14 protein-coding genes are annotated in these 13,183 nt (G+C 64.1%); 7 read left to right on the top strand and 7 right to left on the bottom strand.

Annotated elements, in window-relative coordinates; genetic code table 11:
- Positions 1-18: 18 nt before the first annotated feature.
- From xerC to LY284_RS13020, 4 genes are all read right to left on the bottom strand, one after another.
- On the bottom strand, positions 19-960 hold the full coding sequence (gene xerC / locus LY284_RS13035) for a tyrosine recombinase XerC (protein WP_233386651.1): 942 nt from the start codon (positions 958-960) through the stop codon (positions 19-21).
- A 2-nt stretch (positions 961-962) separates the two neighbouring features.
- Positions 963-1,682: a DUF484 family protein gene (locus LY284_RS13030; protein WP_014192738.1), complete on the bottom strand. Its 720-nt coding sequence runs from the start codon at positions 1,680-1,682 to the stop codon at positions 963-965.
- A gap of 16 nt (positions 1,683-1,698) precedes the next feature.
- Positions 1,699-2,571, bottom strand: coding sequence for a diaminopimelate epimerase (gene dapF, locus LY284_RS13025; RefSeq protein WP_045451570.1), 873 nt, complete (start codon positions 2,569-2,571; stop codon positions 1,699-1,701).
- A gap of 61 nt (positions 2,572-2,632) precedes the next feature.
- Complete coding sequence (locus LY284_RS13020; protein ID WP_233386642.1) at positions 2,633-3,517, bottom strand: lipid A biosynthesis lauroyl acyltransferase; 885 nt, start codon at positions 3,515-3,517, stop codon at positions 2,633-2,635.
- A gap of 243 nt (positions 3,518-3,760) precedes the next feature.
- On the opposite strand from LY284_RS13020, the gene metK reads away from it, so the two are divergent.
- Positions 3,761-4,948, top strand: coding sequence for a methionine adenosyltransferase (gene metK, locus LY284_RS13015; RefSeq protein ID WP_014192741.1), 1,188 nt, complete (start codon positions 3,761-3,763; stop codon positions 4,946-4,948).
- Positions 4,949-5,060: 112 nt separating this feature from the next.
- Positions 5,061-6,140, top strand: a complete 1,080-nt coding sequence (locus LY284_RS13010; protein WP_233386640.1) for an alkene reductase — start codon at positions 5,061-5,063, stop codon at positions 6,138-6,140.
- Here LY284_RS13010 and LY284_RS13005 read toward each other — a convergent pair.
- Positions 6,137-6,487, bottom strand: a complete 351-nt coding sequence (locus LY284_RS13005; RefSeq protein WP_014192743.1) for a hypothetical protein — start codon at positions 6,485-6,487, stop codon at positions 6,137-6,139. The genes LY284_RS13010 and LY284_RS13005 overlap by 4 nt on opposite strands.
- Positions 6,488-6,799: 312 nt before the next feature.
- Between LY284_RS13005 and LY284_RS13000 the strand changes: the two genes are divergently transcribed.
- Positions 6,800-7,576, top strand: a complete 777-nt coding sequence (locus LY284_RS13000; protein WP_233386638.1) for a phytanoyl-CoA dioxygenase family protein — start codon at positions 6,800-6,802, stop codon at positions 7,574-7,576.
- Between the two features lie 3 nt (positions 7,577-7,579).
- On the opposite strand, the gene LY284_RS12995 is transcribed toward LY284_RS13000, so the two are convergent.
- Positions 7,580-7,783 carry a DUF3185 family protein gene (locus tag LY284_RS12995; RefSeq protein WP_014192745.1) on the bottom strand — a complete coding sequence of 68 codons (204 nt, stop codon included), beginning with the start codon at positions 7,781-7,783 and terminating at the stop codon, positions 7,580-7,582.
- A gap of 58 nt (positions 7,784-7,841) precedes the next feature.
- Positions 7,842-8,639, bottom strand: coding sequence for a mechanosensitive ion channel family protein (locus tag LY284_RS12990; RefSeq protein WP_053567214.1), 798 nt, complete (start codon positions 8,637-8,639; stop codon positions 7,842-7,844).
- Positions 8,640-8,870: 231 nt separating this feature from the next.
- On the opposite strand from LY284_RS12990, the gene mgrA reads away from it, so the two are divergent.
- The 4 genes from mgrA (at position 8,871) to rqpR (ending at position 13,030) form a co-directional block, all read left to right on the top strand.
- On the top strand, positions 8,871-9,914 hold the full coding sequence (mgrA, locus tag LY284_RS12985) for an L-glyceraldehyde 3-phosphate reductase (RefSeq protein ID WP_233386628.1): 1,044 nt from the start codon (positions 8,871-8,873) through the stop codon (positions 9,912-9,914).
- A gap of 456 nt (positions 9,915-10,370) precedes the next feature.
- Entirely contained in the window at positions 10,371-11,141 is a 771-nt protein-coding gene (locus LY284_RS12980; RefSeq protein ID WP_045451585.1) for a ferredoxin--NADP reductase, read from the top strand.
- A 348-nt stretch (positions 11,142-11,489) separates the two neighbouring features.
- The gene (locus LY284_RS12975) at positions 11,490-12,365 is read left to right on the top strand and encodes a sensor histidine kinase (protein ID WP_233386626.1); all 876 of its coding nucleotides are present in this window, start codon (positions 11,490-11,492) and stop codon (positions 12,363-12,365) included.
- Positions 12,366-12,376: 11 nt separating this feature from the next.
- Positions 12,377-13,030 carry a response regulator transcription factor RqpR gene (gene rqpR / locus LY284_RS12970; protein WP_233386624.1) on the top strand — a complete coding sequence of 218 codons (654 nt, stop codon included), beginning with the start codon at positions 12,377-12,379 and terminating at the stop codon, positions 13,028-13,030.
- The last annotated feature ends 153 nt before the right edge of the window (positions 13,031-13,183 follow it).

The following is a 13,183-nucleotide window of genomic DNA, read 5'->3' as shown; positions in this document are numbered from 1 at the left end:
AAACGGCGCTCGCGCAAGTTAATCGCGCTTTTTCGCGCGCGGGTGCGCCGCATCGTAGACGCGGGCGAGATGTTGAAAATCGAGCGAGGTGTACACCTGCGTGGCCGTGATGCTCGCGTGGCCGAGCAGTTCCTGCACCGCCCGCAGATCGCCGCTCGATTGCAGGACGTGCGTGGCGAACGAATGGCGCAGCACGTGGGGATGCACGTTCGACGGAATGCCCGCCAGCAGCGCGAGCCGTTTCACGCGCTCGCGCACCACGCCGGGCGACATGCGGTTGCCGCGCACCGACAGGAAAAGCGCCTGGGCGTCGAGCTTGACGAACTCGCCGCGCACCGCGATCCATGCGCGCAAGGCGTCGATCGCCTTGCTGCCGACCGGAACCTTGCGCTCGCGGCTGCCTTTGCCGCGAACGTGAACTTCGGCGTTCTCGATATCGAGCCAGCTGACCGACTTCTCGAAATGGCGAACGTCGAGGCTCACCAGTTCCGCGAGCCGCAAGCCCGACGAATAGAACAGTTCGAGGATCGCCTGATCGCGCAGCCCTTCGGTCGTATCGGCGCGCGGCGCGTCCATCAGTTGTTGCGCGTGATCGACGGAAAGCGCCTTCGGCAGCGTCTTCTCGCGCTTGGGCGCGCGCACCGTCGCGACCGGATTCGCCGGCATCTCGATGCGCTCGGCGAGCCATCGATAAAACGCGCGCCACGCCGACAGCCGATGCGCGATCGAGCGCGACGACAACCCTGCCGCATGCGCGCGCACGACCGCGCCGCGAATATCCGCCGCGGTCAGCGATTCGAGCGGACGGTCTTTCGCGAGCGCGCGCAGCTCGCTGAGTTCGTGCGTGTAGCCGCGCAGCGTGTGCTCCGACAGATGCCGCTGATGCTCCAGCATCGCGAGATAGTCGGCGATCGCATCCGCGGAGGGCACTACCTTCGGGGCGTCGGCGGCGGCGTTCATGTTCAGTGCGGCAGCAGGCGGGACAGCGCCGCACTCGCGAGCGCCCCGATCTGCGTGAGGAAGTCGGTCGCCATGCCGTCGTGAAAGCGGCGCGGATCGGGCGAGCCCATGACGAGCAGGCCGAAGCTCGGCGCATCCGGGCCGGCCTGCGGATCGCGCAGCGCGATCAGCGAAACGGACTCGACCTTGCGATCGATGTCGGACGGACCATCGCTCGGCGCGACCGTCGCCGATGCCGAGTTCGCGGCGCCCAGCCACTGCGCCGCCGCGAAGCCCGTGTTCACGCCGCAATACGGCGCGGCGAGGCTGCTCGTGAAAATGCGCACTTCCTCGCCGACCTGACGCGCGAAATCCGCCTGCCGATACGCTTCGTCGATATCCCACACGCGCAGCGCGGCATGCGGCACGTCGAAGACTTCGCACAGGCCTTTGCTGATCGTCGCGGGCAGCGCGTACGGATCGCGCTGCGCGATTACGCGCACGGTCCAGCGGTTGAACTTGGACGAGATGCTGTCGTTTTCGTGGCCGTAGCGCAGCAGTTCGGCAAGACGGCGTTCGAGCTGCTTGTTCTTGTCGCGCAGCATTTCCATCTGACGCTCTTGCAGCGACACGGCCGCCTTGCCGTGCGGATTCGAGAGCCGGATGGCGCCGAGCAGTTCCGCGTGCTCGGCGAAGAAATCGGGGTTGTCGAGCAGGTAGTCGGCGACTTCGCGTGGATTCATGATGACGTGGTTGCGTTTAAACGATGCGATCGAGCTCGATTTCGCCTTCGAACACGGTCGCGGCGGGGCCGGCCATGAAAAGCGCGGCGGATTCGTCGCGCGCGCCGTCCCAGGAAATCGTGAGCGTGCCGCCGTGCGTATGAACGCGCACGGGCGAATCGAGCAGACCGCGGCGGATGCCCGCGGCCACCGCCGCGCACGCGCCCGTGCCGCACGCGAGCGTTTCGCCCGCGCCGCGCTCGTAGACGCGCAGCTTGACCGTCTGACGATCGACGATCTGCATGAAACCCGCGTTCACGCGCTTCGGAAAGCGCGCGTGACGCTCGATCAAGGGGCCTTCGGTCAGCACCGGATACGCTTCCACGTCTTCGACGGTCTGCACGGCGTGCGGATTGCCCATCGAGACGGCCGAAATCCAGCGCGTTTCTCCGCTCACGTCGAGCGGCCAGAGCGTGTCGTGGCCCTGCCGAAGCCCTTCGAGTGCTTGCGCGTCGAACGGGACGTGCGGCGGATCGAACACCGGCGTGCTCATGTCGACGACGACTTCGCCGTTCTCCTGCACCGACAGCGTGATGACGCCGTTTTGCACCTGCACGCGCACGCTCGATGCGTTCGTCAGACCGCGATCGCGCACGAACTTCACGAAGCAGCGCGCGCCGTTGCCGCAGTGCTCGACCTCGCCGCCATCGCAATTGAAGATGCGGTATTTGAAGTCGACGCCTTCGATCGTCGGCTTTTCCACGAGCAGCAGTTGATCCGCGCCAACGCCGAAATGACGGTTCGCGAGCGCGCGCACCTGTTCCGCGCTGAGATCGAGCGCCTGCGAGTAGCCGTCGAGCACGACGAAGTCGTTGCCCGCGCCTTGCATCTTGGTGAATTTGAGTTTCATGGCCGCTATTGTATGTGACCTGCGGCGCGCGATTTCGCGCCGCTTGCGCGTCGATCGGGCCTCAATAAAACCCCGGCTCGCCGGGCGGCCGCGTCTTGAAGCGCTTGTGAACCCAATAATATTGCTCCGGCATGTGCGGAATCTGCTCTTCGAGAAACGCGTTCATGCGGCGCGCGTCGGCTTCGTCGTCGCCGGTGGGGTAGTTGTCCCACGGCTCGAAAATCTTCAGCCGATACCCCTTGTAGTTCGGCAGCACCTCGCCGATGAACGGAACGAGCTGCGCCTTGCCCGTTTTCGCGAGCCGGCCGACGGCCGTCAGCGTGCAAGTGGGAATGCCGAAGAACGGCACGAATGTGGAGTTGCGCATGCCGTAATCCATGTCCGCGCCGAGCATCACCGGCTTGCGGTCGCGCAGCCAGCGCAGCACGATGCGCGCGCTGTCGGCGCGGCTCGCCATGTCGGCGCCGAAGCGGGCGCGCTGCGTCTTGGCGAGTTCTTCGATCTGCGGATTCGAAAACGGCTGATACAGCGAGCCGCACTGCCGGTGCAGCGAGTAATTGAGAAAGATCGAGCCCGCCTCGATGCCGACGAAGTGAAATCCGAGAAAGAGCGTGGGCGGCAGATCGGGATCGGAGAGATCGACGGCGCTGTCCAGTTCGATCAGCTTCTCGAGCTTCTTCGCCGAGCCGAACCATTGCACGCTGCGCTCCACGTAACTGCGGATCGCGTGGCGGAAGTGCTTCTGCGCGATGTCCTCGCGCTTTTCGTCGCTCCACTCGGGGAAGCACAGTTTCAGATTCGTATGCACGATGCGCTTGCGGCGGCTCGGGATCTGATAGAGCAGCCAGCCGAGGCCGTCGCCGAAACGGGCGGTGATGCCATACGGAATGAGCGCCAGGAACTTGAGAAAGCCGATGGCGAGCGCGATGCCGATGCGCCCTAGCATGAGCGGCTCCAGCGTGCGGATGAACGATACGGGACCAGATAAGCCAAAAGGGTCGATTCTGTGAAATTCAGGGAAGCCGGTATAATAGAACCTTCGCCGAGTTAATGGACAACTTGCGGGGCGAAGCCGGCCGGCAGCACGAAGCTGCCAACCGGAGAAGGTATCCGCTAAAGCGTCGCCGCTTCAGACTCCAAACGAAGTCGGCTACGTGAATAAAAACCGTAACCAACTGGAGTCTGAAGCGTGAAGAACGACTATCTCTTTACCTCCGAATCTGTTTCCGAAGGCCACCCGGACAAGGTCGCCGATCAAGTCTCCGACGCCATCCTCGACGCCATTCTGTCGCAGGACAAATATTCGCGCGTCGCGGCGGAAACGCTCTGCAACACCGGTCTCGTCGTGCTCGCGGGCGAAATCACGACCACGGCCAATGTCGATTACATCCAGATCGCGCGTGACACCATCAAGCGCATCGGCTACGACAACACCGACTTCGGCATCGATTATCGCGGCTGCGCGGTGCTCGTCGCTTACGACAAGCAATCGCCGGATATCGCGCAAGGCGTGAACAAGGCACATGACGACAACCTCGATCAGGGCGCGGGCGACCAGGGCCTGATGTTCGGCTACGCGTGCGACGAAACGCCCGAGCTGATGCCGCTGCCGATCCACCTTTCGCACCGCCTCGTCGAGCGCCAGGCGAACCTGCGCCGCGACGGCCGTCTGCCGTGGCTGCGCCCGGACGCGAAGTCGCAAGTCACGGTGCGTTACGTCGATGGCAAGGCGCACTCCATCGACACGGTCGTGCTCTCCACGCAGCATTCGCCGGATATCGACCTGCCGCAACTGCGCGAAGCGGTGATCGAAGAAGTCATCAAGCCGACGCTGCCGAAGGATCTCATCAAGGGCGACATCAAGTTCCTGGTGAACCCGACGGGCCGCTTCGTTATTGGCGGTCCGCAGGGCGACTGCGGTCTGACGGGCCGCAAGATCATCGTCGATACGTACGGCGGCGCGGCCCCGCACGGCGGCGGCGCGTTCTCGGGCAAGGATCCGTCGAAGGTCGACCGCTCGGCGGCCTACGCCGGCCGTTATGTCGCGAAGAACATCGTCGCGGCGGGGCTCGCCTCGCGCGCGCTGATTCAGGTTTCGTACGCCATCGGCGTGGCGCGCCCGACTTCCGTGATGGTCAACACGTTCGGCACGGGCCGCGTGTCGGATGCCGAGATCACGAAGCTCGTGCTCGAACATTTCGATCTGCGTCCGAAGGGCATCATTCAGATGCTCGACCTGCTGCGTCCGATCTACGAAAAGACGGCGGCTTATGGCCACTTTGGTCGCGAAGAGCCGGAATTTTCGTGGGAAGCCACCGACAAGGCGCTTGTCCTGGCGGAAGCGGCTGGCACGGAACCGGTCGCGAGCGTCGCTTAACGCCGGCGTTCGTCGCCATTCAGAAAAACGGCAAGCCGCGCGCTTGCCGTTTTTTTTGCGGCGCATTTCTTGCGGGATAGGGCATCGGCACAACCGATCGCGCGGAACCGCCATGTCGTACGACACGCTCCTTTCTCCCGTCACTATCTGCAATCTCGAACTGCGCAACCGCGTCGTGATGGCGCCGCTCGCGCGCCATCGCGCGTCGCAACCCGGCGACGTGCCCGTCGAAATGAACGCTCATTACTATGCGCAGCGCGCGAGCGCGGGGCTGATCGTGACCGAGCCCGCGCACGTTTCGCGGCAAGGTCAGGGCGGCTGGGCCGCGCCCGGCATCCACTCGGACGCGCAGGCTGCGGGCTGGAAGGGCGTTGTCGGCGCGGTGCATGCGCGGCACGGGCGCATCGCGGCGCTGTTGTCGCATGCCGGACGCCTGTCGCACCGGCGCTTGCGCGACGACGGCTCGCCGCCCGTCGCGCCGTCCGCGATCCGCGCGCAACACGCGCAAGTGCTCGTGATGAGGGACGACGGCACGCACGGTTTCATCGAAGCCGACGCCCCGCGCGCGCTCGAAACCGGCGAAATCGCGCATGTTTTGCTTGAGTTCGTCGATGCCGCGCATCGCGCCGCGCGCGCGGATTTCGACCTGATCGAGATCGACGCAGCGAACGGCGGGCTGCTGCATCAGTTCATCGCGACCGGCTCGAACCGGCGCACCGACGCGTACGGCGGCAGCGTCGAAAACCGCATGAGGATCGTGGTCGACGTGCTGGAGGCGGTGGCGGGCGTGATCGGCGCGCATCGCACCGGCATTCGGCTGTCGCCGGCGTTCACCGGCGCGGATATCGAAGATGCCGAAGCGCTGGCGTCGTCGGCGTATCTGGCGGGCGAACTGAAGCGCATCGGCATTGCCTACGTGGATCTCGCCGATGCCGACGACGCGCTGCGCCACGCCCTGCGCGATGCGTGCGATGGCGCGATTATCGCGTCGGGAGAGGGCGGCACGGCGGAGGAAGCGAGTGCGCGGATAGAACGCGGCGACGCCGATGCCGTGTCATTCGGCCGCGCGTTCATCGCGAATCCGGATTTAGTGGAGCGGCTGAAATTGAGCGCGCCGCTCGCCGAAGCCGATCCGTCCACGCTCAACGGCGGCGGCGAGCACGGCTATACCGATTATCCGACGCTCGATTAGCGCGCGGCGAAGGCGTACCAGCCGGCACTGCTCGTCGACAGGCGGCGCGGGCGGCGGCTCGTCAGCGCGGCGGCTTTCGGTTTGGGCGCGGGCGCGCGCAACTGCATCGGACGGCGCAGCAGCGCCTGCAGCGACACGCGGCGCGAAGCCGTGCGCACGCGCAGGTTGAAGAAGAAACCGCGGAACCACGACCGGATGCCGTCGACCGGATGCACGTTCTTCAATTGCTCGGTGAGCGCCTGCGTGCGCGCGGAATGATGGCGCAACGCGCGGATCATGCCGCGGCGGGCAGGACGCGCCGCGCGTGCAGCAGCGCGGGTAAGGCCGATAGCGATTCGGTGGTTCATGTCAGCGGGAGGTCGGTTGCGTGGATGCAAACTCGACGATAGTCGTCTCAAAAATAGCGATCAAGGCATTCGATTCGAAGTGATTCAGCAAGTTGCACCGAACTGTCGCGGCCAATTTACACAAGCATCATTACCGGGGTAAGTCCGCGTTTTCCCTGCCGTTTTATGAAGCGGATGCTGATAAATAATCGGCGAAGCGTTGTCGTGCGGGCCTTTGCGCGATATCGGATTTACAATTCACGTATTCGCCCCAATTCCGGATATAGCGTCGCCGGCATGAGTTCATTCGAATGCCGCCGACGAGGAACTGAAATGTCAGATCAAAACACGCTCAAATCGAAAAAAGATCAGGTTCACGAACTGCGCGAAAAAGGCTACGTGATCGTGAAAGGGCTGGTTCCGAAGGAGCGGCGCGACGCGATGCGCGAAGTGGCGCGCCTGCAGCTTGCCGAGGCCGCCGCGCCGGTCGAGTTCGAAGCCGATCTGAAATATCCTGGCGCGCCGGACTCGAAGGAGGCGCCCGGCGGCCATACGGTGCGCCGTCTGCTCGACGCGTATGCGCGGCATCCGTTCTTAGCGGAGTTCGCGACCTCCCCCGAAGTGCGCGGCTGGATGGAGCTGTATTTCGGCGAAGCGCCGTATCTGTCGCGCGCGCATCACAACTGCATGATGACGAAGCATCCGGCCTACGGCAGTCTGACCGGCTGGCATCGCGACGTGCGGTACTGGGCGTTCGAGCGCGACGACCTCGTTTCCGCGTGGCTCGCGCTCGGCAACGAGACGGTGGACAACGGCGCGCTGTGGTTCGTGCCCGCGTCGCACAAGCTGCCGTTCACGTCGGATCGTTTCGACGCCGCCAAATTCTTCCGCTCGGACCTGCCTGAGAACGCCGCGCTGATCCGCACGGCGGTATCGCCCGAACTGGAAGCGGGCGACGTCGTGTTCTTCCATTGCAACACGCTGCACTCCGCCGGCAAGAACCTCACCGATCAGGTGAAGTTCTCGCTCGTCTTCACGTATCGCGGAGCGAGCAACGCGGCGCTGCCGGGCACGCGCTCGGCGTCGCAACCGGAAGTGCCGCTCGCGTAGGCTTCAGCGCTTCGAGGGAATCGCGAGACCGATCAGTCCCGCGAGCGACGCGACGATGCCGCCCGCGATCAGCCAGATGGTCTTGTTCGTGGGCGAGCCGGTGAAAAAGCGCGCGACGTCGTTGGAGAGCGAATGAAACGACGTGCCGCCGAAGTACAGCAGCACGATGCCGCCGACAAGCAGCGCAACGGAAATCGCTCGGGTCATAACGTGGTCTCGTCGGAAATGGGGCGTCAGATTATTCGGTCTGCGCCCGCGCGTCCAGTCACGCGGCGCGCGCCTGCTCGCGCGTGTAGGGCTGGATCTTGCGCAACAGATCGGCCATCACGTGCTGATGATCGCTCCGGCTCGTCCATGCGCCGAGGTTGTACTTCACGCCGGTGTCGGTGTAATCGGTCACGGCGACCCACGGCGCGGACGGTCCGTCCTGCGTAATGCGCGGATCTTCGCTCATCAGCCTGCGCAATTCGCCGAGCACCTGTTCGACGCCCAAACCATGCTGCGCCTGAAAATTGATGACGACGCGCCGGCGGTCGTTCGCGCTGTAATTGGTGATCGCATTCGCCCAGATGAGGCTGTTCGGCACGTACATGATGATGCCGTCGGCCTTCGTGAGACGCGTCGTGAAAAGGCCGATCTCGTTGACCGTGCCAGCCGTCGTGCCGACGCCTTCGATGTAATCGCCAACGCGAAACGGCCGCAGCAGCAAGAGCATCAAACCGGCGGCGATGTTCTGCAGCGTGCCTTGCAGCGCGAGACCGATGGCGAGACCGGCCGCGCCGAGCACGGTCAGGATGCTGGCCGCGGCGATGCCGAATTTGCCGAGCGCCGCGACGATCGCGACGACGCGGATCGCCCACAGCGCGAGACTGGCGAGCACCGGCGTGAGCGTCGCGTCCACGTTGGTGCGCCCGAGCGTGCGGCGCAGCGCGTTCGCGACGGCGTTCGAGATCCACCAGCCGATCGCGAGAATCAGAATCGCCAGCAGGATGTCGATGCCGTAGGTCACGGCAATCGCGGTAAAGGAATCGTAGGCGGGGCGCAGTCTGTCAATCGGGTCCATCGGTCAAGCTCCTTCATGCGGAATTTGCATTGGTCCGAGTTCGGGCGCGATCGTTCCCCGTGCTGGCCGATCGGCCAGTGCCGAATAACGGGACGGCGGGGCGCGCCGTGCGCGCTCAGCCCCGATTGGCTTACCATTGACGCCCTTGGCAGGCCGCCTCACGCCTGTCGCGAGTCTCATCCAGTCCCATTGAGTCCCATCAAGTCCGCAAATCCGCAGAGGAAATCCGTCATGGCTTACGAAGCAGCGTCCGAGCGTTACTCGCAGATGCAATACCGCACGTGCGGCAAAAGCGGGTTGAAGCTGCCCGCGTTGTCGCTCGGTTTGTGGCACAACTTCGGCGATAGCACGCCGATCTCCACGCAACGCGACATTTTGCGCACCGCGTTCGACCTCGGCGTCACGCATTTCGACCTGGCCAACAACTATGGGCCGCCCTATGGCAGCGCCGAGACCAACTTCGGCCGCATCTTCAAGGACGATTTCCGTCCGTATCGCGATGAATTGCTGATTTCGTCGAAGGCCGGCTGGGACATGTGGCCCGGCCCGTACGGTCAGGGCGGCGGCTCGCGCAAATACGTGCTTGCGAGCCTCGATCAGAGCCTGAAGCGCATGGGCCTCGATTACGTCGACATTTTCTATTCGCATCGCTTCGACGCCGATACCCCGCTCGAAGAAACCGCCGGCGCGCTCGCGACCGCCGTGCATTCGGGCAAGGCGCTGTACGTGGGCATTTCGTCGTATTCGGCGGCCAAGACGCGCGAAATGGCCAAGCTGCTCGCCGAACACAAAGTGCCGCTGCTGATCCATCAGCCGTCGTACAACATGCTGAACCGCTGGATCGAGAGCGAATTGCTCGACACGCTCGACGAGGTCGGCGCGGGCAGCATCGCGTTCACGCCGCTCGCGCAGGGCCTTCTGACGAACAAATACCTGAACGGCGTGCCGCAGGACGCGCGCGTGAACAAGCCCGGCGGCGGCTCGCTGAAAGCGGAACATCTGAGCGACGCGAACCTCGCGCACGTGCGCAAGCTCAACGAACTGGCGCAGAAACGCGGCCAGAGTCTCGCGCAGATGGCGCTCGCGTGGGCGTTGCGCGGCGGCCGCGTGACCTCGGTGCTGATCGGCGCGAGCCGGGCGGAGCAGGTCGCGGAGAATGTCGCCGCACTGAAGAATCTCGATTTCACGAAGGAAGAGCTCGCGGAAATCGATCAGCACGCGCAGGAAGGCGGCATCAACCTGTGGGAGAAGCCGTCCACGGATCAGCGCATCTGACGCGCGCCGTCCCTTGCCGTCCTTTCAGCGGCAAGGGACTTTCCGGATAGCCGAAGCATCCGTTGCTATCATGCGAATTCGGCGGCTTTTCGGCAGCGAGATGCTTCGAGCCGATCCGGTTGCCGACCCTTGCAGCCCGCCGGAACGCATTTTCTCAGCACGCACGTTCGCCCACGAGGCCGGCGTGCGCGCCTTTGCCGCCCTATCGACGTTCGGACCTCGAAGCGACTATCGGGTTAAAATAGCCGATTGCACCAGCCGGGCCGTCTCGTTTTCTGCGAGGCGAACGCAGGGCGCGCGTGATGCGCGGTCTTCGCGCTGTTTCCGAACGAACTCGCGGTCATCATCGATCGATCGTCCTCTTCGCGTAGTGCGGCGCTCCCGGAAGCGCACTTTTCGGCGCCGGGCGTCGGAGTGTCACCGCTTTTGCACAGTTAAAGCACAGTTCAAGAAGCCATGAGCAACCTTAATTCTCAAACCGTTCTGAGCGTCCATCACTGGACCGACACGCTTTTCAGTTTCACCTGCACCCGCGACGCCTCGTTCCGCTTTGAGAACGGCCAGTTCACGATGGTGGGGCTCGAAGTCGAGGGCAAGCCGCTTCTGCGCGCATACAGCCTCGCGAGCGCGAACTACGAAGAGCATCTCGAATTCCTGAGCATCAAGGTTCCCGACGGCCCGCTGACCTCGCGTCTGCAACACCTGAAGGTGGGCGATTCCGTGCTGATCGGCAAGAAGCCCACGGGCACGCTGGTCGCCGACAATCTGCTGCCCGGCAAGACGCTGTGGCTGCTCTCGACCGGCACGGGCCTCGCGCCGTTCATGTCGATCATCAAGGACCCGGACGTCTACGACCGCTACGAGAAGATCGTGCTGACGCATACGTGCCGTTTCGTCGATGAACTCGCTTACAAGGACTTCATCACGGAACACTTGCCGGCGCATGAGCACCTTGGCGAGATCGTGTCCGAAAAGCTCGTGTACTACCCGACCGTGACGCGCGAGGAATTCGCGAACCGCGGCCGCATCACCGACCTGATCGAGACCAAGAAGCTGTTCGCGGACCTCGCCGTGGAGCCGTTCTCGGTCGAAAACGACCGCGTGATGCTTTGCGGCAGCCCGCACATGCTGCGAGACACCCGCGAACTGCTCGACACGATGGGTTTCAAGGAAGGCAGCAACAACCATCCTGGCCACTATGTCGTGGAAAAGGCATTCGTGGGCTGATTGATCGTTCAGCGCTGCGTTTGCACGGAAGCCGGAGCTTCGCGCTCCGGTTTTTTTTCGCCTCGAAGAAGGCGGCGGCGCGAGCGGCGCTGTTACAAATCTCGCTTCGTCAGTAGGTGTTTTTCCTACGCATTATGTGCGCCGAACTTGGCAAAGAACATGAAGTTCGAGCGCCGCGCCCTTGCTAGACATAGATTTATAATATTTTTGAGATATGATTCATCCACGCTGAGACGGCGCGCTTGCGTGCGTAATCCGTCTTCGATGTTACAGAGTGTAAATTTGGTTACGCCGCTCGTGAGATGTCCGAGGACGTAGCTGAGGGTGCGCTCAAAGCGAGGAGTGTGAATGAATCCGTCGGCCACCATCACGCTCGATGAGAGCGCGCATCAGAGCCTGAATCGCCGCGCTTCGTTGCGCGGCGTTCCGTCACCGGCGCCGGACTGTTCCGGCGCGCCGTTCGTCTCGCCTTATTCCGCGCTGATCGACGCCAAGCTCAAGGGCGATCGGCAGATTCAGCGCCTGACCGCCCGCGTGCAGGAACTCGCCGCGCTGCTCGCCGCGACGGAAGAGCGCGCCCGCCAGTCGCTCGCGCAGGATCTCCACGACAACACCGGCACCGCGCTCACCGTCGCGAATCTCGCGCTCGCGCGCGCCGAACACTGGCTGCCGGTCGACGCGCCGCCCGCGCTCGGCGACGCGCTGCATCAGGCGCGCGCGGCGCTCGCGGAGGTCTGCGAGACGAGTCATCGCATCGTCGAAGGGCTGCAGACGCCGGCCTTCGATACGAGTTTTGCCGCGACGCTCGCCGACTGGATCGGAAGCTTCGGCGCGCGCACGGCGATCGCCGTCGATTTCGACTGCCCGGACGATGCGCGCCTCGGCCGCCTGTCGCACGACATGTCGCTCGCGCTCTTTCGCGTGATGCAGGAAGCGCTCGGCAACGTCGCGCGCCATGCGCAGGCGGCGCGCGCAAGCGTGGCGGTATCCGTGGACGCACAGGCGGTGACGCTCATCGTCGAGGACGACGGCGTCGGCATCAGCGCGGCGGCGCGCCGCAAGAGCGGGCGCTTCGGGCTTGCCGGCATGCGCGCGCGCTGCGAGGCGCTCGGCGGCAACTTGCGCGTCGCCGGGGCGAAGCCCGCCGGGACGAGCGTGCGCGCGCGTCTGCCGTGGGCGGCGGCGCGTCCTGGCCTTTTCGCGCTCAGCGTCGTCAACGCCTGAGGCCGCCCGCGATGCTCAAGATCCTGCTCGCCGACGATCACGCCATCGTGCGCCGCGGTGTCGCGCAATTGCTGCGGGAACGCGGCGTGGCGTCGGAAGTGTCGGAAGCCGAAAACGGCGTGCAGGCCATCGCGCTGGCCACGCGCCATCCGCACGACGTCGCGATGCTCGATATTTCGCTGCCCGACGTCAACGGTATCGATTTGCTGAAGCGCATCAAGCGCGAAGTGCCGCGACTGCCCGTCCTGATGTTTTCGATGTATCGCGAGGATCAGTACGCCGTGCGCGCGCTGAAGGCGGGCGCGTCGGGCTATTTGTCGAAGACGGCGGACCCGGCGCTCATGATCGGCGCGATCCAGCAGGTCGCGGCGGGCCGCAAATACGTGAGCCCGGAAATGGCGGAAGCGCTCGCGACCTACGTTTCGCTCGATAGCGACCGCCTGCCGCACGAGAAGCTCTCGGACCGCGAATATCAGACGCTCTGCATGCTTGCATCCGGAAAGCGGCTGACGGACATCGCGCTAACTTTATCTCTTTCAGTTAAAACGGTAAGTGTTTATCGCGCGCGGTTGTTGGACAAGATGAAGCTCGCGAACAACGCGGAGCTTACGTTTTACGTGATGAGCAACCGTCTGGTCGATATGAATCCGGCCATCGCCGGTTGATATTTTTAACTTGTGCAAGATAAAAAAGAGCGGTTTGTCACAAAGCATCGCCATTCTGTGTTGCATGCCCGGATCATGGGCAACATCCGAGTCTCCGATAAAATGTCGGGTTTTCCCGTAGCAGGGGCGCCCGCGCGCGCCAGAAGGAGACTC

The organism is Caballeronia sp. PC1 (assembly GCF_021353155.1).
In the GTDB taxonomy this organism is placed as follows: Bacteria; Pseudomonadota; Gammaproteobacteria; order Burkholderiales; family Burkholderiaceae; genus Caballeronia; species Caballeronia cordobensis.
Note: the sequence above shows the minus strand (reverse complement) of the source record. Positions and strands in the feature narration are given on the sequence as shown.

What these genes read in the sequence shown, in the direction of transcription:
- xerC (WP_233386651.1), bottom strand. Translation starts at nt 960, where the DNA reads ATGAACGCCGCCGCCGACGCCCCGAAGGTAGTGCCCTCCGCGGATGCG.
- LY284_RS13030 (WP_014192738.1), bottom strand. Translation starts at nt 1,682, where the DNA reads ATGAATCCACGCGAAGTCGCCGACTACCTGCTCGACAACCCCGATTTC.
- dapF (WP_045451570.1), bottom strand. Translation starts at nt 2,571, where the DNA reads ATGAAACTCAAATTCACCAAGATGCAAGGCGCGGGCAACGACTTCGTC.
- LY284_RS13020 (WP_233386642.1), bottom strand. Translation starts at nt 3,517, where the DNA reads ATGCTAGGGCGCATCGGCATCGCGCTCGCCATCGGCTTTCTCAAGTTC.
- LY284_RS13010 (WP_233386640.1), top strand. Translation starts at nt 5,061, where the DNA reads ATGTCGTACGACACGCTCCTTTCTCCCGTCACTATCTGCAATCTCGAA.
- LY284_RS13005 (WP_014192743.1), bottom strand. Translation starts at nt 6,487, where the DNA reads ATGAACCACCGAATCGCTATCGGCCTTACCCGCGCTGCTGCACGCGCG.
- LY284_RS13000 (WP_233386638.1), top strand. Translation starts at nt 6,800, where the DNA reads ATGTCAGATCAAAACACGCTCAAATCGAAAAAAGATCAGGTTCACGAA.
- LY284_RS12995 (WP_014192745.1), bottom strand. Translation starts at nt 7,783, where the DNA reads ATGACCCGAGCGATTTCCGTTGCGCTGCTTGTCGGCGGCATCGTGCTG.
- LY284_RS12990 (WP_053567214.1), bottom strand. Translation starts at nt 8,639, where the DNA reads ATGGACCCGATTGACAGACTGCGCCCCGCCTACGATTCCTTTACCGCG.
- mgrA (WP_233386628.1), top strand. Translation starts at nt 8,871, where the DNA reads ATGGCTTACGAAGCAGCGTCCGAGCGTTACTCGCAGATGCAATACCGC.
- LY284_RS12980 (WP_045451585.1), top strand. Translation starts at nt 10,371, where the DNA reads ATGAGCAACCTTAATTCTCAAACCGTTCTGAGCGTCCATCACTGGACC.
- LY284_RS12975 (WP_233386626.1), top strand. Translation starts at nt 11,490, where the DNA reads ATGAATCCGTCGGCCACCATCACGCTCGATGAGAGCGCGCATCAGAGC.
- rqpR (WP_233386624.1), top strand. Translation starts at nt 12,377, where the DNA reads ATGCTCAAGATCCTGCTCGCCGACGATCACGCCATCGTGCGCCGCGGT.